The 18367-nt window shown below is 59.4% G+C and carries 19 protein-coding genes; 5 read left to right on the top strand and 14 right to left on the bottom strand.

Translation table 11 applies throughout. From position 1 onward, the window contains the following. Nucleotides 1-3 precede the first annotated feature (3 nt). Entirely contained in the window at nt 4-807 is an 804-nt protein-coding gene (phnX, locus tag GA0061102_RS05345) for a phosphonoacetaldehyde hydrolase (protein WP_092844730.1), read from the top strand. A gap of 45 nt (nt 808-852) precedes the next feature. Here the strand turns inward: phnX and GA0061102_RS05340 are convergent, their stop codons facing one another. The 12 genes from GA0061102_RS05340 to GA0061102_RS05285 form a co-directional block, all read right to left on the bottom strand. Then, complete coding sequence (locus GA0061102_RS05340) at nt 853-1431, bottom strand: sterol desaturase family protein (protein WP_245297926.1); 579 nt, start codon at nt 1429-1431, stop codon at nt 853-855. Nucleotides 1432-2025: 594 nt separating this feature from the next. After that, on the bottom strand, nt 2026-3180 hold the full coding sequence (locus GA0061102_RS05335) for an alpha-D-ribose 1-methylphosphonate 5-triphosphate diphosphatase (RefSeq protein ID WP_092844728.1): 1155 nt from the start codon (nt 3178-3180) through the stop codon (nt 2026-2028). Further along, nucleotides 3167-3913 carry a phosphonate C-P lyase system protein PhnL gene (locus tag GA0061102_RS05330; RefSeq protein ID WP_092844726.1) on the bottom strand — a complete coding sequence of 249 codons (747 nt, stop codon included), beginning with the start codon at nt 3911-3913 and terminating at the stop codon, nt 3167-3169. Before GA0061102_RS05330 ends, GA0061102_RS05335 begins: the two co-directional genes overlap by 14 nt. A gap of 14 nt (nt 3914-3927) precedes the next feature. Beyond that, on the bottom strand, nt 3928-4755 hold the full coding sequence (locus GA0061102_RS05325; RefSeq protein WP_092844724.1) for an ATP-binding cassette domain-containing protein: 828 nt from the start codon (nt 4753-4755) through the stop codon (nt 3928-3930). After that, entirely contained in the window at nt 4755-5666 is a 912-nt protein-coding gene (locus tag GA0061102_RS05320; protein WP_092844722.1) for an alpha-D-ribose 1-methylphosphonate 5-phosphate C-P-lyase PhnJ, read from the bottom strand. The genes GA0061102_RS05325 and GA0061102_RS05320 overlap by 1 nt, the downstream gene beginning before the upstream one ends. Beyond that, nucleotides 5663-6757: a carbon-phosphorus lyase complex subunit PhnI gene (locus tag GA0061102_RS05315; RefSeq protein WP_092844720.1), complete on the bottom strand. Its 1095-nt coding sequence runs from the start codon at nt 6755-6757 to the stop codon at nt 5663-5665. Before GA0061102_RS05315 ends, GA0061102_RS05320 begins: the two co-directional genes overlap by 4 nt. Continuing rightward, nucleotides 6757-7302 (bottom strand): phosphonate C-P lyase system protein PhnH, encoded by a 546-nt coding sequence (phnH, locus tag GA0061102_RS05310; RefSeq protein WP_092844718.1) that lies wholly within the window; start codon nt 7300-7302, stop codon nt 6757-6759. The genes GA0061102_RS05315 and phnH overlap by 1 nt, the downstream gene beginning before the upstream one ends. Before the next feature lie 2 nt (nt 7303-7304). Further along, nucleotides 7305-7763 (bottom strand): phosphonate C-P lyase system protein PhnG, encoded by a 459-nt coding sequence (gene phnG / locus GA0061102_RS05305; RefSeq protein ID WP_092844716.1) that lies wholly within the window; start codon nt 7761-7763, stop codon nt 7305-7307. Nucleotides 7764-7904: 141 nt separating this feature from the next. After that, nucleotides 7905-8624, bottom strand: coding sequence for a PfkB family carbohydrate kinase (locus GA0061102_RS05300; protein ID WP_092844714.1), 720 nt, complete (start codon nt 8622-8624; stop codon nt 7905-7907). Between the two features lie 88 nt (nt 8625-8712). After that, the gene (locus tag GA0061102_RS05295; protein WP_245297925.1) at nt 8713-9552 is read right to left on the bottom strand and encodes a carbohydrate ABC transporter permease; all 840 of its coding nucleotides are present in this window, start codon (nt 9550-9552) and stop codon (nt 8713-8715) included. After that, the gene (locus GA0061102_RS33405; protein ID WP_092844710.1) at nt 9549-10433 is read right to left on the bottom strand and encodes a carbohydrate ABC transporter permease; all 885 of its coding nucleotides are present in this window, start codon (nt 10431-10433) and stop codon (nt 9549-9551) included. The genes GA0061102_RS05295 and GA0061102_RS33405 overlap by 4 nt, the downstream gene beginning before the upstream one ends. Nucleotides 10434-10443: 10 nt before the next feature. After that, a complete protein-coding gene (locus GA0061102_RS05285) occupies nt 10444-11691 on the bottom strand; it encodes an extracellular solute-binding protein (protein ID WP_092844708.1) in 1248 nt (415 codons plus the stop codon). A gap of 235 nt (nt 11692-11926) precedes the next feature. Here GA0061102_RS05285 and phnF point away from each other — a divergent pair, with 235 nt between their 5' ends. The 3 genes from phnF (at nt 11927) to GA0061102_RS05270 (ending at nt 14947) form a co-directional block, all read left to right on the top strand. Then, complete coding sequence (gene phnF / locus GA0061102_RS05280; protein WP_245297924.1) at nt 11927-12673, top strand: phosphonate metabolism transcriptional regulator PhnF; 747 nt, start codon at nt 11927-11929, stop codon at nt 12671-12673. Between the two features lie 101 nt (nt 12674-12774). After that, nucleotides 12775-13587 (top strand): class I SAM-dependent methyltransferase, encoded by an 813-nt coding sequence (locus GA0061102_RS05275; protein ID WP_092844797.1) that lies wholly within the window; start codon nt 12775-12777, stop codon nt 13585-13587. A 193-nt stretch (nt 13588-13780) separates the two neighbouring features. Next, entirely contained in the window at nt 13781-14947 is a 1167-nt protein-coding gene (locus GA0061102_RS05270; RefSeq protein WP_092844704.1) for an acyltransferase family protein, read from the top strand. A 134-nt stretch (nt 14948-15081) separates the two neighbouring features. Here the strand turns inward: GA0061102_RS05270 and GA0061102_RS05265 are convergent, their stop codons facing one another. Together GA0061102_RS05265 and GA0061102_RS05260 are read right to left on the bottom strand one after the other, a co-directional pair. Continuing rightward, complete coding sequence (locus tag GA0061102_RS05265; RefSeq protein WP_092844702.1) at nt 15082-16008, bottom strand: cation diffusion facilitator family transporter; 927 nt, start codon at nt 16006-16008, stop codon at nt 15082-15084. Nucleotides 16009-16126: 118 nt separating this feature from the next. After that, nucleotides 16127-17011 (bottom strand): helix-turn-helix transcriptional regulator, encoded by an 885-nt coding sequence (locus GA0061102_RS05260; RefSeq protein ID WP_245297923.1) that lies wholly within the window; start codon nt 17009-17011, stop codon nt 16127-16129. 123 nt (nt 17012-17134) lie between these two features. Here GA0061102_RS05260 and GA0061102_RS05255 point away from each other — a divergent pair, with 123 nt between their 5' ends. Continuing rightward, entirely contained in the window at nt 17135-18364 is a 1230-nt protein-coding gene (locus tag GA0061102_RS05255; protein WP_092844698.1) for a cytochrome P450, read from the top strand. Nucleotides 18365-18367 lie beyond the last annotated feature (3 nt).

Here is an 18367-nt window from a genome sequence, read left to right as displayed (position 1 = left end):
CCAGTGAGCCAATTGAAAGCTGTTGTATTCGACTGGGCGGGAACCGTCATCGATTTTGGATCCTTCGCGCCCATGGGCGTGTTTGTCGAGGCGTTCAGCCGCTTCGGCATCGAAGTTACGATCGCGGAAGCGCGCGAGCCGATGGGCCGGCCGAAATGGGATCATATCGACGCTATGCTGAAACAGCCGCGCATTCGCGAGCTATGGGCTGCGCGTCACGGCAACGCGCCGATGGCGGCGGATGTCGACGCCGTCTATGAGGTCTTCGTTCCGATGAACGAGGAGGTAGTGCACAAATTCGCCGATCTGGTGCCCGGCACGACAGACGTCGTGGCATCGCTGCGCCAGCGCGGCATGAAGATCGGCTCGACGACGGGCTACACCCGGTCGATCATGGAGCGCGTCCTGCCGCTTGCGAAGGAGCAGGGCTATCAGGTCGACAATCTCGTCTGCGCCGGCGACCTGCCGCATGGCCGGCCGACGCCGATGAACATGTACAAATGCTTTCTCGACCTCGACGTCTGGCCGGCGCATGCGGTGGTCAAGGTGGACGATACCGGTGTGGGCATCGAAGAAGGTATTGCAGCCGGCTGCTGGACGGTCGGCGTCGCATTGAGCGGCAACGAGGCTGGTCTGACGCCGCAGGAGGTCGCCACCATGGCACCGGACGCACTGGCGAAAGTGCGGGAGCATGCATCCGGCGCACTCAGCAAGCACGGAGCCCACTATATCGTCGACACGGTCGCCGATCTGCTGCCTGTCATCGATGATATCGAACGTCGGCTCGCCGCTGGGGAGCGGCCCTGACTTTTTAAGCGCGCTGCCCTATCGCATGAACGCCCGAGCTAAGGATTACTCGGCCGCAGGCTTGAAGTTGGCTTCTTTCCCTGCCGGTACGGGATGCAGTTGTATCTTGCCGCGCTGGAAGGGGCGAAGCAGAAATTCTCTGAAATTCTGCGGCTCGCGCTTGTTCGGCAGGCCGACGTCAGGCCATTCATTCGCCTTCGGGTAATATGCCGTGCCGAACAATATGTCCCAGATTGCGGATCCGCTGCCGAAATTCTTGTTGAAGTGTTGCCGCTCGACCGAATGATGAACGCGATGATAGCGGTTGTCGGGAAACAGATAGCGGATCCAGCCGAGGTGCAGGCGCGTCGAGCTGTGCTCGAAGTAGCCTTGCCAGCGGACGAGGAATACCCAGATCCACGGGACATATCCCTGCTCGAAGCTGAACAGCAGCGAGACGGGGATGATCAGGAAGGGGATCCGGAATATTTCCTCGCTGAAGTGATGGTTGCTGTTAAACGCGCTCATCTCTTCCAGCGAATGATGCTCTGCATGGAAACGCCAGAAGAATTTGTTGCTGTGTTGAAGCCGATGAAACCAGTAATAGAAGAATTCGCTGGCTTGCAGCACGATCAGGGACGCCACGATCCCGCCCAGGGCCTGCGGCAGCCAAAAGCTGGAGAACTCCGATAGAAACCTAAGGTCGATATGGAATAGCGGTCTTATGCCGATTTTTTCCCATAGCCTGTAAAAGAGCGTGAGGCTGACCTTCGTGATAACAATGTTGGCGACGCAGAAGACAGCGCCGCGGACATGCGACATATACGTGTATTTGGATTTCGGGAAAATAAATTCCGCGGCAAGCAAAATCATTGCGACAGGAAGAATTTTCCCCGCATAGTCCTCGGTAAGTGCCATAGTTTGAGATAGTATATCAGTATTCAAGTGGCGATCCGGCAGAGATATAATTTACCTAGCCTTATTTACATTAGGGGCGCCTTTTCTTCAATTTAAACGTAAAAAATTGGTTAAGACCGATATTGTTCTGCCGCTTTTGGATGTTGCTGCTGCTCACAATCTTCCCTGGGTTGTGTTGAGCGCAAAACATCCGGGTCTGCTGTCCGGGGCAAACCTTCCATCATCCGTTCAGAGGCACCTTGCCGGCATGGCCCCGAATGAAGTGCGCCTTGCGACGCACAGTATTGAGGGCCATTCTCGAGACGAGTTGCGCTGATGAGCTCAAAAGCCTCTTATCGAGCCGTCGGACCAGACTATATTACCGCCGCGGATCGTGCTGCGCAGCCGCGGCACCCGGCCCCGCTCGGCAATCACGAGATCTGCGCGCAGCCCTTCGGCGATCTGGCCGCGGTCGTTGAGACCGAGCGCCTTTGCGGGATTGGCGCTGGCCAAGGCAACGGAGGCGGCGAGGCCGCCCTTGCCGATTTCCGCCAGAGCGATAACGGCCGGAAGGATGGCTGATGGATGGTAATCGCTCGCGAGGATATCCAGCACGCCCGCCTCATAGGCCTCGCGCGCTGAAAGATTGCCGGAGTAGGACAATCCTCGCAGGGCATTCGGAGCGCCCATGGCCGTCGCCAATCCCAGCCGCTTGGCCTCGGCTGCTGTCGCGACATTGATCGGAAACTCGCTGATTGCGGCGCCAAGGCCATGCAGAAGCGTGACCTTCTCGATGGTGTCGTCATCATGGGAAGCAAGCACCACGTCGCTCTCTCGTGCGAGCTCCGCCAGCCCGTTGATGATATCTATGCTGTCGCCGTGTTCGCTACGGGCAGCCATACGCTGCTTGACGAGCTCCGCCGCCTTGGTCTCGCTGATTTTCCTTGCTTTGGCGGTATTAGCGATGTGCAACTCGATATCCCGGTACTGCCCCTGGCCTGGCGTGTGATCCATGAGTGAAATCAGGTGGAGTGCACCAGCGTCGATCAGAGCCTTCGCCTCTTTCAAGGCCGGCAGGAAGGTCACTTCGAAGCGGCCGTGGACACGGTGGTCGATCAAGAGCTCGTCTCGCATCGATGCGAGCGTTTCGATCATCGCTCGGGTATGCTCCACGGAGCGGACATGGCCATAGGTGGCGGGCGTGAACGCAACCGCCGCATAGGCCGTCGTCACGCCGCAGGCGGCAAGCTTCTTGTCGAGATCGTAGACGCCAAGTTCGATCGGCATGCGGACATTGACGCGAGGCTCGACGTCTTTCTCGATCATATCGCCATGCATGTCGACAAAACCGGGAAGCAGAAGCCGGCCATGGCCATCTATCTCTGCACCTTCGACCGGTCTCTCGCTGATATCAGCGATCAACCCATCCTCGATCCTGACGGCGCCGCGCTCGATAACATGATCCTGCAATACAATTTCAAAATTACTCAGCCACATCGTCCTGCTCGTCCTTGATCTTGATGGCTTCCAGATGCAATTCCCGGTCGATCAATGCCCTTACATCTTCTGGATGGTGAAAGACACCGATCATCGCAACGCCGGATGCCTTGAGCTGCGCCAGCCGTTCAACCAGCGCGCGGCGGGCGGCATGATCGAGCGATGCCGTCGGCTCGTCGAGCAGCAGCAGGCGCTGCGGCAGGATGAGCGCGCGGGCCAGATTGACCTTCTGCTGTTCTCCGCCGGAGAAGGTCGAGGGATAGGCTGACCAAAGCTGCTTCTTCACACCGAAGGCATCGAGCCAGCGCCGGGCTTCGGTCAAAGCGTCAGAATGCGCTGTGCCGGCAAGCCTCAGCGGCTCGGCGACGATCTCTTCAGCCGCAACGCGCGGACGCGCGTTGAGAAACTGCGTGACGAAGCCGATTTCCCGGCGTCGCAGCACGGCGATATCGACATCGGCCGCGGTCGCCAGATCGATGACGCCTTCCTGCGTGTAATAGTAGACGTGGCCGGCGCGCGGCAGGTAGGAGCGATAGAGCGTGCGCAGCAATGTTGATTTGCCCGCGCCGTTCTCGCCCTTCAGCAGAATGAATTCACCTGCGTTCAGCTCGAAATCGATATTCTCGAAGGCAAATAGCGTGCGCTTGAGGTGATGCATTTCGAACTGCTTCGAAAGGCCCTCGACGCGCAGCACCGTGGCCGGAGCCTGCCGGGCGGAAACCTGGATATTCATCTTTCGCCCTTCCTTCAAAGCTTGGCGTGAACGAGCTGCTGCGTATAGGCGTGTTGCGGATCCTGGAAGATCTGGTCGGTAAGACCCTGTTCCACCACCATACCGCGCCGCATGACGATAACCCTGTCGGCCATCGTGCGGATGACACCAAGATCATGCGATACCAACACCATGGTGATGGAACGCTCGCGTTGCAGCCGCTTCAGCGTATCGAGGACGAGCGCCTGAACACTGACATCGAGGCCCGTCGTCGGCTCGTCGAGCAGCAGCACGGCTGGTTCGAGCGCAATCGCTTTGGCGAGCTGCACGCGTTGCTGCATGCCGCCGGATAGCTCGTTCGGCCTGGCATCCATGCGCTCGATCGGGAACTCGGATGCGTTAAGCGACTGACGCGCCCGGTCACGCAGTTCTGCGAAGTTGCGATTGCCGGCAATCAGCAGGCGTTCGGCGACGTTGCCGCTGCTGGTGTGGTTCATCAGCAAGCCAAGATGCGGGTTCTGGTAAACGATGCCGATGTGATGTGCCCTCAGCATCCGCCGCTCGAAGCGATCGAGCGTGAAGAAGTTGCGGCCCTCGTGGCCGGGAAGGGCGAGATTGTAGGTGCCGGTATCCGGCGTATCCTCGAGGTTCATCATCCTCAGAAGCGTCGACTTGCCGGAGCCGGATTCCCCGACGATGCCGAGAACTTCGCCCGGATAGACGGTAACGTCGACGCCACCGAGCGCCGTCACGTCACCATAATTGCGCGCAATGCCGCGCATCGTCAGGATGGGTTGCGCCATCATCAGTCGCGGTGGCTGGCGTGTCGGCGTTGCCGATTGAATGGGATCGAGCGTGACCATCAGTCCATCTTTCCATTGTTGTACCAGGTTTCGCCGATCTCGACTGCTTCGGCTTCCGATTTGCGGATGTGCTTGACGCCGAAGTGGCTGTCGGACAGTTCGTATTGCGAAGAGCCGTCGTCCTGCGGAAGTTCGTTCATGAAGAAGCCCGTGACGTTGCTGCGGTAGCAGGTCTTGTCCTGGTGATCCTCGACGCGATACGGGACGTCGTCGAAGACCAGCGGTTCGACGCTCGTATAGGGCGGCACGGCAAAGATGCGCTTCTCTCGACCGGCGGACAGGATCGTCAGATGGTCGGCCTGATTGAGCTTGGGCACGTCCCAGCGCGGTATAGGCGACGGCGTCATGACGTGGCGGCCGTTGACCATGCTCGGATAGCTCGATCCCTGCATGATACGCCCCGATTTGACGAGCTGTTCGTAGAGCACGAGCCATAGTTGCCCGTAATCGGCATCACCATGCATTTCGCGGGCGACGGACAGGTCCGGCTGGACGGCGCGCAACGGCTCCGGGTCCGGAACCTGCAGCACGAGGATCTGGTCTTCGCGCAGCTTTTCCTCCGGAATGCGGTGGCGGGATTGGACGATAGTCGCAGCCAAGGTGTCTTCCGTCTCGACTGCCCCGCCGACGCGCCCGACGAATTTGCGGATGCTGCTGGCATTGACTGAATCGTCGGAGCCCTGGTCGATGACCTTGACGACGGAGGTCGGCTTGAGAAGTGTCAGCGTCACCTGCAGGCCGCCCGTTCCCCAACCGCGGGCAATTGGCACTTCGCGGCTGGCATAAGGCACCTGGTAGCCCGGCACCGCAATCGCCTTCAGAATGCGGCGGCGGATTTCGCGCTTGGCGGATTCGTCGAGAAAGCCGTAGTTGAAAGCCACCCAAGGCTTCGTGAGTTCCTGAAGTTTCACAGTGCGACCTCCTCTTGCCGGGCGGCAAGCTTCTCATCATCGGCGGGTTTTGTGGTGGCAGCACTCCTGTCCGCCTTGACCCGGCGCAGCGCATCCAGGCTCGACTGGAACGTGACATAGTGCGGAAGCTTGAAGTGGATGCAGAACCCCGAGCTTTCGACCGGCTCGGTGTGATAGAGGACGAATTCCTCGTTGGCGGCTGGATGCGGATTGGGCTGGGTGGAGGCGAGATCGAGCGTCGCAGCCGCAATCACCTTCACCTCGTTCCAACCGAAGGTGGCGGAGAAACCCAGCTCCAGCTCTCTCGCCTTTGATATGACTTCGGTCTGGCTGACACGGACGCGGCCGGCGCTGAAGACGGTGCCGCAGGGGTGACTCATCCGGACCGGTGCTTCGGCCAGACGCAGTTCGTTGACCGTCGGATGCACGGAACTGTAGCCGCGCATGGTGGCATAGCCGAGCGCCAGGGTTCCCCCGGTGTCGGAGCGCGCGAGGCTCTGCAGCTTGTGTGCTCTGGTCGCGGGGAAGAGCAGCGGCTCGCGCGTCAAATCGGGAATGTCGTCGGGCGCGACGGATTGGGCTGGATGCTCGGGAATGAGGCCTTGCGCTTTCTGCCAGCTGGTTAGAGACGGTTGGGTCGCTGGAGCCGGTTTTGCTGCCGGAATAACCGGTTCCGGCACATAGTCTTCGCCCTTCAACACGTCGACCTGCAGCAAGCGGTGCGAGTAGTCGAGCGTGGGGCCGAGGATCTGGCCGCCCGGGATGTCCTTGAAGGCGGCCGAGATGCGGCGAACGGTGAAGAGATCTGTCTGGCCAACTGGTTCGGCGACCGCGATACGAGGCTGCGTGGTACGATAGGCGCGCAGCAGAAGGATCGCTTCGTAGAGATCGCCGCCTGCTTGAGCCAGCGCCAGCGCGGCGAGATCGGGCTCATAGAGCGATGCCTCGCCCATGACGCGGTCGATGAGATAAGGGAGACCGGTGCGGACGGCTTCGACGCGCCCGCGGGTAATCGGACCGAGATCGCTGCGGAAAAGTCTCTCCGCCTGCTCGATGGCATATTCGCCGCCGCGGGTTGCTACATAAGCCATCACAGCACCTCGATTTTCGTTGAACGGGGAATGCCGAGCAGACGCTTGCCATCGACCAGATAGAGATCCCAGCCGAGCGGATAGCGGATCGCTTTCGCACGCATCTGCCAGAAGGCAGGATCGACGCCATCGATATCGATCGTGACGCTGTCCTTGATACCGGGACCGGAAAGACGCAGTCGCTGTCCGGCGCCAAATCGTGCGGGGACAAACAAGGTCGCTGCATCGTCCGGATAGGCGAGGCTGCCTATGCGCAGCGAGGCGAGGGCTTTGACTTTTGCGGGGGCGTCGATTGCCGCGAAGACATAATCCGCCTCGGTAAGCGGCGTCGGGCGGGCGCCAGTTGCGGCCAGCAAGACGCTCAAAGAGGCGTCGTCTTCGCAATGGAAGCTGCATTCACGATCGAGCAGGCTCTCCGCGAGACCCCAGAAGCCTTCTCCCGACATGTCGCGCGGCTGGCCGGGTCGGCTCAGAGCCCACATCAGATCTTCGAACGTGGCGTTGGTGCGAGTATCGTCCGCGGTCGGTACGAGGGAATGTGCCATGGTCAGAATGTCTCCATCTGCACGCGGGTCGCTTCGACTTTTCGCAGCAACTGGCGGTCTTCTTCCTGCTGGCGGTCGCGTTCGGCGTTCAGAAGCTCAAGGATGATGTCGGCCCGATGATTGCTGGCGATGGCCGCATCGATGATCGCCATTGCCATGGCATGCTCGAGATCGCGGCCAATGACGGCGCCGTAGCCTTCGGCGGAGCGTTCCGGCACGCGGATATGCGCTTCGGACACCAGCACTTCGCCCAGATGAAAGGCGGTGCCTTGGACCGTATCCGTCAACGGAAGCATCACAAGGCCAGTGCGGTTGACGACAACGTCGACGCCGCCAAGCGTGTCGAGCAACTGTTCGGCGGCGGCCTTTATGCTTGCCGGACGGCTCGCAGCGAGAATCTCCAGAGCCTGCGCATGGGCATAGAATGCGCCGACCGGATCACCAGTCTTCTCCTCAGTCATCATCTTTTCCTTGGCACTTAGGGGTCGCTTAGGTCGGTGGTAGCTCACCGGAAACATTCGGACGACTACTATAGTCATCCGAATGAATTGTCCATCACGTTTTGCTTTGAGAGGCGAGATTCCTCGACCCGCGCGAAGCGCTCAGTCGTCGCGCTGGCGTAACCATTCGGCCGTGATGCGGCTTGCGTCCCATACGGCTGCCGCCGGCGTCTGCCCTTGCAGCAAAGCGAACAGAAAAGCGCCCGCGAAGCGGTCGCCCGCGCCGATCGTATTTGCCGTATCGATCCTCGCCGCCGGTTCGACCTCTACGGCGTCCGAACCGTCGAACAGTGTGATCGGGCGCGGCCCGTCGGTGAGTACGAGCATCTTCAGGCGTGAGCCGGCGATCTGGCGCGCGCGCTGCCAGGCGAGCGCGAGATCGTCGGAAACGTCGTCACGAGAGGAGATGACATAGTCTGCCGGGCGAGGCGTCGCGGGCTTGAGCGGAAATTGCGAGACAACGAGCGGCTGGGCATCGATCTGATCGACCAGGTCGTCGTCAAGAGCAAGGGCATTGATATAGACGCCTGCGCTCGACAACTTCCCCGCGGCCGTTAAAGGATACGACCGCCCCGCGGGAGCGATGATCGTCCGCTCGCCGTTCGGCTCCAGGAAAATTTCCAGCGGCGCGGTTTCTCCCGTTGCCATCACTATGTATTCGGTGTCGAAACCGGCTTCGGATAGCGACTTGAGCGCCGCCTGTCCTTGCTCGTCCAGCATCAGCCGCGAAACGACGGCGACGTCGGCTCCCAATTCCAGAAGCTGCTGGCCGGTATAATAAGCTCCGCCGCCAAGCCGGGTTATTCTGGATGAAAACTGCATCCGGCCGCCCCGAACCAACGGGGCATCCAGTTGCCATATACGATCGTGATTTACCGATCCGATTACGATGACTCGGGGCATGCTTTGCCTATCTGTCGTCAATGCCTGGTGCCAGTGCGTCCACGATGAAACGCTGCGCCAGCAGGAAGATCAAGAGAACGGGGACGGTCGACAACAGGCTTGTCGCCATCAATGGACCCCAGGCTCGCTCAGCTCCTTCGAGATCGGCAAAGACGGCAATGCCTGTCGTCAGCGTCTTCTTGAAGGCGTCGTCCAGCACAAGCTGGCCCCAGAGATAGATGTTCCAGGCGCCCATGAAGGAAATCACCGAAAGGGCCGCGATTGCCGGGATGACGTTCGGAACGCCGATTTCGATGAACTGCCGCCACAGGCCGCTTCCGTCGATCCGTGCCGCCTCGAACATCGAGCCGGGCAGCGACCGGAAGGCCTGACACATGTAGAAGACGTAGAAACCGATATAGGGAATCGACGGGATGATCATTGCGCCATAGGTATTGAAGGCTTGGAGCTTTACCACGGCGATATAGGTCGGGAGGATCGCCAGCACGTTCGGAAAGGACATGGTGGCGATGACGAACCAGAACAGTGTCTGTCTCCCCTTGAACTCCAGCCGCCCGAAGGCGAATCCCGCCGGGATCGCGAGAACAAGCTTTCCGACGGTGATAAGGGTTGCCGTGAGGACGGAATTCCACAGCCACATCCAGATGGGATGGCGGCTTGCGGCTATGGTGAAATTCGACAGCGTCGGATTTTCGGGCCAAAGGCGCACGGACTTGGCCATGATCATGTCATTGGGCGTGAAGGCTGCGGACACCATCCAGACAAGCGGAAATACGGTGACGATGCAGATTGCCATGAGCACGAAGTGCAGCAGCAACCTGTGAAACTTATGACCGATACCGTTCATCTGTAATGCACCCGCTTTTCGCTGACGCGGAACTGCAGCCATGTGATGGCGAGCACGAGGACGATGATGATGACGGCGACGGCGCTTGCCGGCCCGAACTGGAAGAACAGCAGGCCTTGTTGCCACAGGAAATACAGAAGGCTCGAGCTTCTGCCTGCCGGTCCACCGTGGGTCAGGACATCGATGATGCCGACGATGTCGTCGAGGACATGGAAGAAGGTCGTAACGCTGATGAAGAAGGCAGTTGGCGTCATCAGCGGCAGGCTGATGCTGAAGAAATGTCGTGTGGAGCCAGCGCCGTCGAGCTGTGACGCCTCACGCAATTGTTTCGGCAGATTTGCCAGCGCTGCCAGCCAAAGAAGCATATTGAGGCCGAAGGTCTTCCAGAAGGTCACCAGGCTGACGCAAAACAACGCAAGGTTCGGATCCGTGTGCCAGCGCGACGGCGGAAAGCCGAAATATCCGAGAACTTCGTTGAAGAGACCGTTGACGGGGTTGAACAGCCAGGACCAGGCAACACCTGCAACGGAATAGGCGACGATCGTCGGCAGGAACAGGCTGCCGCGATAAAGCCCCTGCAGGGGATTCTTGCGTACCGAATGCAGCATGACGGCAAAGATCAGCGGGATGACGATCTCGGCCGGGATGAGGACGACGCAGTAGAGCAGCGTGTTCCAGGCAGCCATGCGGAAGTCGGGATTGTCGAAAATGGATGCGTAGTTGTCGACGCCGACAAAGCGAATATCTGCCGACAGCAGATTCCAGTCGACCACCGACAGCAACATCGAGGCTACGAGCGGACCGTAGAGAAATATCGCCACGGCAAGCACGGCCGGCCCCACGAACAAATAGGGGGCCAGCGATTTGAAACGAAATGGCATGATACCAGGCCTATGCCGAAATCAGTCCTGCAAGCTCGCCGTGAGCGCCCTTGATGCCGTCGGCAACCGTCGTTTCCTTGAGCAGCATGCGCGAAACCCACTTGCGCCATACGGCCTGACCCTCGAGACCGCGCTTGCCCGGCCAGATCGTTTCCGCGGTCAAACCGTCCGCCAGTTGCGCGGCTGCGGGCTTCATGAATTCGTTGATCAGCGGAATGTCGTGCTGCGACGTGTTGAGATAGCCGGTCTGGGACCACAGTGCCTGCCCTTCCTTCGAAGCGCAGAATTCGAGGAAGACGAGCGAAGCTTCCGCCTGTTCCTTGTTACGCGTGTAGACGGCGAGGAAATTGCCGCCGCTATTCATCTTGCGCGGATGTCCGGGGAGGCCGGGGAACTTCGTCGTGATGGCCTTCGCGGCTCCGAACGGGAAGGTGATGGCCAATGTCGAGCTCGTCGTGCAAATGGCCAGCGCGCCCGACTGGAACGCAGCGACCTGCTCCTTGTCGCTGACGGGCAGCCAAAGGCCCTCATGGGCGGGAGCGCAATATTCGCTCATGCCGGCAATTGCTTCCGGGCTATTCAGGGACAGCTTGCCATCGGGATTGATGATGAAGCCGCCGGCATTCTGGATGAAGGACTGGCTCGTCCATTCGTTGTTGGAAAGCGAGATCGGCGAACGGTAGGTCGGATGCTTCCCTTTGAGCGCGGCATCGAGCTTGCGTGCGCTCTCGTAGAGCCACTTTGTATCCGGCGTTTCCGGCAGGTTGGGATCGAGACCCGCGGCCTTCCATATTTCGCTGTTGATATAGGTGATCGGCGTCGACATCGCCCAAGGAAGGCCGATGACTGCGCCATCGACGGTGACGAGCGGCAGTACGGACGAACGGAAATTGGCGAGAATTGCTTCTGCCTTTGCGGCATTGATCTCGCGCAGATCGCGGGCGCCGAGCGTGCGCTTGGCGAAATAGCCGAACTTCCAGCCGGTGACCATCATGGCCGGAGGGCGGCCTGCGGCGATGCTGGCGACGGCCTTGGCGGTGACGGCCTCGTAGTCGCCGTCGAACCGGTTGGTAACGGTTACGCCGAGATTCTTTGCGTTGAAGGCATCGACGACCTTCTGGAAGGGCTTGTCGGCGCCCCATGTGCTCGATATTTCGATCGCCGCGTCGGCGGATCGAGCCTTGCCGGTCATTGCGATCGATGTGCCGATGACTGCGGTCGTGCCCGCGATGAATTGCCGACGATTAAGCGCTACCATTATATCCTCAATATTCGAATGATTAATAAAACATCCGAATATTTATCTAGTGACGGCAGGTGACATGCGTATGAAGATCTGATGGCCTAACGGTAAAAGATCAGAGGCGAATTTCACTTCTGCAGCCATCTAGCGGGCACCGGTCATGAGACGGAGATTGAAAAGCAATGCTGGAGCCGATATATGACATTCGAATGACATCAATAAACTCGGATGAGCGGGCATGGAAAGAAAATTGCTGCATGGGCAATGGCAACAGGTCGAGAGCGATATCGCAGAAGATATTTTGACCGGCCGCCTGTCACCCAAGGCGCAGCTTCCGACGGAGGCGGATCTTATGGAGCGGTTCGGTGTTGGCCGCCATACCATCCGGCGTGCGATTTCACGGCTCGAGAGCCGAGGGCTCGTGTTGGTGGAGCAGGGCCGTGGAACCTTCGTGAGAGATAGCCGCCTCGACTACCGCCTGTCCGAACGCACACGGTTTTCCCAGAATCTGCTCGATCAGGGCAGGGAGCCGCTTGGACAAGCCATCCACGAGGAGGTGGTTCCTGCCTCGGAGCTCATTGCCGAAGCCTTGCGGCTTCCCCACGGCGAGCCGGTCTATCACATTGTCAGGCGCGGCTTCGCTGACGAAGAGCCGATAAACTATTCGCACGCCTACTTTCCCGTGCGCCGCTTCCCAGGTTTCGATGAGGCACGACGCAGCGGGCGAAGCGTGACACTTATTCTGGCTGAGTACGGCATCCCCGATTATATCCGCCTGCGCACGGATATCATCGTTCGCTTGCCGACAAATGAGGAGGCAAAGCAGCTATGTCAGTCGGCATCGCAGCCGGTGGTCGCGCTCAGGAAGGTGGATGTGGACCTCAAGGGCACGCCGATCTCCTATTCCGAATCTATATGGCCAGGTGAACGTGTGCAGTTTTCCATCGACAATACCAGCCAGCTTCTGGATGTGCTCGCGCGTGGCGATGTGATCTGAACAGATCCACGCCGCGCACCTGCTTCTGAGACGTTAGGAATGATGTTTCCGTTCTGACGTGCTAACATAATAATCTCTCAGGCGTGCGGGGGATGGTGGTGATGCTGGAGACGGACAAGGTATTCGCCGGCTCGATACCGGAAGACTACGACCGCTACATGGTGCCGCTGATTTTCGAGCCTTACGCCGCGGACATTGCGCGGCGTGCAGGCTCCCTAGCGCCGACAGCCGTCTTGGAGATTGCCGCAGGCACCGGGGTCGTCACCCGCGCATTGGCGCCCAAACTGTCTCCCAGCGCAAGCTATGTCGTCACCGACCTCAATCAGCCGATGCTCGACTATGCGGCTTCGCGGCAACACCCAGACAGCCGTATCACATGGTGGCAAGCGGATGCTCTGGCGCTGCCGTTTGAAAATGCGGCCTTTGATCTCGTTTTTTGCCAATTCGGCGCGATGTTCTTTCCCGATCGTACGGCTGCCTATCGCGAAGCAAAGCGCGTCCTGAAGCCGGGAGGACATTTCCTGTTCAATGTGTGGGATCGCATAGAGGAGAATATATTTGCGGATGACGTGACGAACGCGCTCGCCAGGATTTTTCCAAACGACCCGCCGCGTTTTCTGGCGCGCACGCCGCACGGCTACCACGATGTGGAAGTGATCCGTAGTGATCTCGAGCGCGCCGGTTTCTCTGATGTCGTGATCGAAAAGAGAGCCGAAGAGAGCCGTGCGTCCTCGCCGCGCCTTCCGGCTCTTGCCTATTGTCAGGGAACTCTTCTTCGCAACGAAATCGAGGCCCGGGAAGCGGGGAAGCTGGTGGCTGCGACCGACTATGTCGAAGCGGCGCTCGCAGAGAGACATGGCGGCGGCGAGGTTGCTGCCAAAATTCAGGCGCATGTAATCCTTGCTGTTACTTAAGGGCGGAATATCCTGCTCCGCACTTGGCAAGATCTAACAGCCTCTGGTCAACAATCTGCCCCACCTCTGAAGGATTAACGGGGGGATAACTATACTTCAAAGCAAAGCCGCCAATTTATACGCTCGGCGACAAGTTGTTATATCGTAGGGCGTACGTAATAGGGATCCGAGGGAATAGATACTGGGATTTCTGGTGGAGCCTTATCGAACAATACCCGGTGGTCCGGCTGCCGGCATCAAGGCCGGAACGTCATCCGGAAAGATTCCCAATCTTCAGGTTTTGCGTGCGCTCGCGGCCTTTGCCGTTGTGGCTGCCCATGCCATGCATGAGACTGCAAGTCTGGCTGACGTGGCAGGGCGCGTGCCCCTCGATGGATCCACATGGAATCTCGGCTTCGGTGTCGACATATTCTTCGTCCTGTCGGGATTTATCATGACCCATACCGCCGCTGCCGAATTCGGCAGGAGCGGTGCGCCGCTGCGCTTCTTCCTGCGTCGGTGCGCGCGGGTCATCCCGCTTTACTGGCTGTTGACCAGCGTCCTGCTGCTCGGTGCCGCCATTGCACCTTCGCTGCTCAATGTTCCGATCGGCGGCATCTCGCATGTGTTGGCATCGTACTTCTTCATTCCCTCCGGCCGTGGTGTGGATGAAATCAGGCCCGTACTCGCTCTCGGCTGGACCCTGAACTACGAGATGCTGTTCTACGTGTTCTTTGCGTTGGCGCTTATCCTGCCGATCCGGCTCGGGATTTTCTGGCTGTCGGCACTGATGATAGGTTTGGCGCTCATCGGCAACCTGGTCGATCCGCAGCAGGTACAGCTGGCTTTCTGGATGAGCCCCATCATTCTCGAATTCCTGTTCGGCGTCTATGTGGCGCTGATCTTTCGCAGCGGGCGGCGCATCGGCGGTGGGGCGGCACTCGCATTGATGGCTGTCGGGCTCCTCGGTTTCGTGCACTTTTCCTCCGCCTGGGATGACGCAGCCCTGCCACAGTTCCTGAGGAGTGGCTTGCCGGCCGCGTTGTTCGTCCTCGGTGCCGCAATCGGGCCTGCGCTGCCTTCCAACAGGCTGGTCTTGTGGGGCGTCGCGCTCGGGGACGCCTCCTACAGTCTCTATCTTTCTCACCCTTTCATCCTGCGGCCGCTGCGCGCCATCTGGGCGAAGTTCGTCGGCGATCAGCTTCCTCTCGGTCTTTTTGTTGCCTGTGGAGCCATCGCCGCCGCTATATTTGCACTCGCGCTCTTCAGATTTATCGAAAAGCCCTTGACCTCCTATGTGCAAGGCTTCACGCGCCGTTTCGAACGGCAGGAGCCTGTGAGACAGGCGAGCGCCTCAGGTGCCGACGCGGGAAATGCCTAACAGCAGTGTTCAGGCGGCAGGCAAAGGGGTGTCGCTGAATTAGCGATCCGGTGCTTGCTTATTGGGACCGCTTGATCGCGATAGCGCCCTGACATCCTTCATCGCGACCTCGGCACGCTCGCGTTTCTTCCAAATTAATCTGCCCATTCGGGGTCGGTTGTGAAGGCGATCGTCAGCCAGCGATCCGGGCTTTCACCGCCGATCGCTTCGCCGATCTCGTCGCGGATCTGATCCCATTCCTCCAGCTTTTTCGCCGGCCCATCCTTCGGGACGATGAAATAGAGCTCGATCTGTTTGCCGCGCCCGACGCGGGCGACATAAGAGCGGTAATAGTCGAATTTGTAGCGATGAACGACGTCAGCGGCGACGCGGTCGACATGTTCCTTCAGGGCTGCCGGCGTCACGAGCAATATGTCCGCGAATGCCTGCTTGATCGTTCCGAGCGGCATGGGGATGACGACGAGGCATACGATGGCGAGCGCCACCGGGTCGACATAGGGCGACATCCATTGCAGCGTCGTTCCTTGAATGGCGAAGCCGAAGATGAAGGCGAGGAGCAGGGCCGCGCTGAGGCTGCCGGTCATGATCCAGGCTTTCGCGTCAAGCGCGATGAAATTGGAGCCGAGCGTCTTGTTCGCTCTTCTGGCATAAGCTGCCATGAGAAAGGCAATGATCATCGTCAGCACCGCATAGACGATGGCGTGATCGAAGGAGAGGTGCCTGCCGCCCGCCATGATGCTGCCGATGGCGTTGATCAGCGCATAGATGGCGGCGCCGGTCAGCAGGATGCCGTTGAGGCCGAGGACCATGGGTTCCAGATGCCAGAAGCCCATGGTGAAATGTTTGATGAACCTGCCGGTGTTTGCGCTATTCGTTGCCGCGGCAATAATCAGATTGGAAACGATCAGCGCGACGATCGTCATGATCGCATCCGTCAGGGCATAGACGCCGTCGAAAACGATGGCATATGAACCGGACAAAAGCCCGAAGACGATGCCGGCCGCCGCAAGAACGAATGTCACGATGATGGATATACGCAGGACGCTTTGTTCAGTGATCACTCTTCTGTCCTCGGGAGGGATGCCCAGCCTAATGATTCAAGCAATATCATGGTATACGGCGGGCTTTGCGGTATCATGCAAGCTGATGAAGCAAGGGGGCGAATGGGGGCACTAAGCACTATCGGGGCTCCCGCTTTCTTGCGCTCTGCCCCTGTTGTCGGAATTCGCTGGGCGTAACGCCAGCTAGCTTCTTGAAGTCGCGCGCGAAATGGAAAGGGTCGGGATAGCCGCATCTGGCAGCTATCCTTCCGATCTGATCTTCAGTGACCACGAGCAGCCGTTTGGCGGCATTGACACGTTCGTGGCGCAGCCAGTCGAGCGGCGTCGTCCCCATTCTCTGGCGGAAGCGGCGAAACAGCTGCGCTTGGCTCAGATTGGCCGCATCGGCAAGTTCCGCCACGTTCCAGGAATGCGAGAGATCCGCCCGTACCATTTCCACGACGCGCTGCAACCGCTGCACCGCGCTGCTGAGATCGCCGCCATCGGCGCGCTCGGATATCAGCGCCGAAATCAGCTGGGCGAGTAAGGCAAAACATCGGCTGTCGGCCTGAAAGCTGCTTCCTTCCACTTCGCTCAGAATATTCTCGAACAGCGGCTGCAGATCGTGTTGGGTTGCCGTTTCAAAGACCGGATTCACGCCCACCTCAAGGCTGTCGAACAAGGTGTCCAGTCCGTGCCCGACGAAGCCGAGCCAGAGATAGGACCAGTAGGAGCAACGCAGCTCGCAGCCATGCGAATAGAGCATCGATGAATCGAGCCATGCTACGGTTCCCTCCGGCAGCAGATTTGGTCGCCCGTTGATATCAAGCACGCCTTTCCCGCTGAGAGTGAGGATCAGCGTGTGCTGGTTGAAGCGGTGGGCGATCGGCGCTTCCGTGGGCGTGCAGATCCGCCGTCCGGCGGCAAGAAGCGTATAGGGCAAAGCGCGAGATAGGCGGCCCGGCGTTTGGAAATGGACTTCATCGAGAGTGCGGATTTCCGCCGGGGCTGCATCGTCGGTCATGATGATTGGACTGTATCCGAGGATGAGAGTTTTATCCATATGGCTGCGGTTTGCATCCATGTCTTTCTGTCTGGAGAGCGGCTATTCTACGGTTCTTGAACCGGAATAGAGGAGATCCAGGTGATGACGGCGAGCCCCGTATTTGATCCGCTCTCACAGGCATTCGCAGACGATCCCTATGCATCCTATAGCGAGCTGCGCGCCAGCCCTGACCCGGTCTACTACGAGCATTTCGACATATGGCTGCTGTCGCGTTATCAGGATGTCGCCGCTGCCGCCGCTGACAAGACGCTGGTTCGCTCGATGGAATTCTTTCTCTCGCCCACGGAGATAGAGGAGGAGAAAGTCCGTCTGAACTGGCATGACATGCCGAACCATTCGCGCTTCGTGCAGTTCAGCCTACTGGATTCGGATGGCGAAACGCATGACCGCCTGCGGCGCAAGGTCTTTCGCGAATTTACCCCGGCCCTCGTCGCGCGTCAGCGCGGGATGATCCAGGACTTCGTCGACCGTTTGCTCGGTCGCCTGCTTGAGGTCGGAACGATCGATTTCGTCGAGGATCTTGCTTCGCAGGTGCCGGGCCATATCATCGGCTCGGTGCTGGGTGTGCCGGAGGAATATGCGGGGCAGCTGCGCAAATGGTCTGAACAGGTCGTGCAATATTTCGACGTCGACCGCAGTGCCGAGCGCAAAGCCATTGCCGAGCGCGCGACGACCGAGTTCTACGAACTGCTCAAGGAGCTCATTGCCGATCGCGTGCGCAATCCGCGCGAAGACCTTCTCTGTCGGCTGACTGAGGCTTATACGAGCGGCGAGATGACCGAAGACGAGCTCGTTTCCACCTGCATGCTGATCCTGATGGCGGGCCACGGCTCGACGATCGACGTGCTCGGCAGCGGAATGCATGCGCTGTTGCAGTATCCCGACGCCCTGGGCAAGCTCAGAGAGGCGCCGGCTGTCATGCCGACCGCCATTCAGGAAATGTTCCGGTTCGAGTCGCCGCTGCCGTTCTTCCATCGCTATCTGACTGAAGACAAGGTCATTGCCGGAAAGAGCCTGCCGAAGGGCACCAAGGTCGGCTTGCTTTATGGCGCAGCCAACCGCGATCCCGAACAGTTCGAAGCGCCCGATCGGTTCAATATCGAGCGAACGCCTAACCGGCATCTGGCCTTCGGCGGCGGCGCGCATTTCTGTCTCGGCAATCATCTTGCCCGGCTGGATATGGAGATCATCTTCTCGACCCTGCTCCAGCGCACCCGTTCCATCGAATTGCTGGACGAGCGTCCTGCATACAAGCGCGGGCTGTCGGTTCGCGGGCCTCAGCGCCTCAACATCCGTCTTATTCCCGCCTGAACG

This window comes from Martinezella miluonensis, from assembly GCF_900094545.1.
GTDB lineage: Bacteria > Pseudomonadota > Alphaproteobacteria > Rhizobiales > Rhizobiaceae > Rhizobium > Rhizobium miluonense.
Note: the sequence above shows the minus strand (reverse complement) of the source record. Positions and strands in the feature narration are given on the sequence as shown.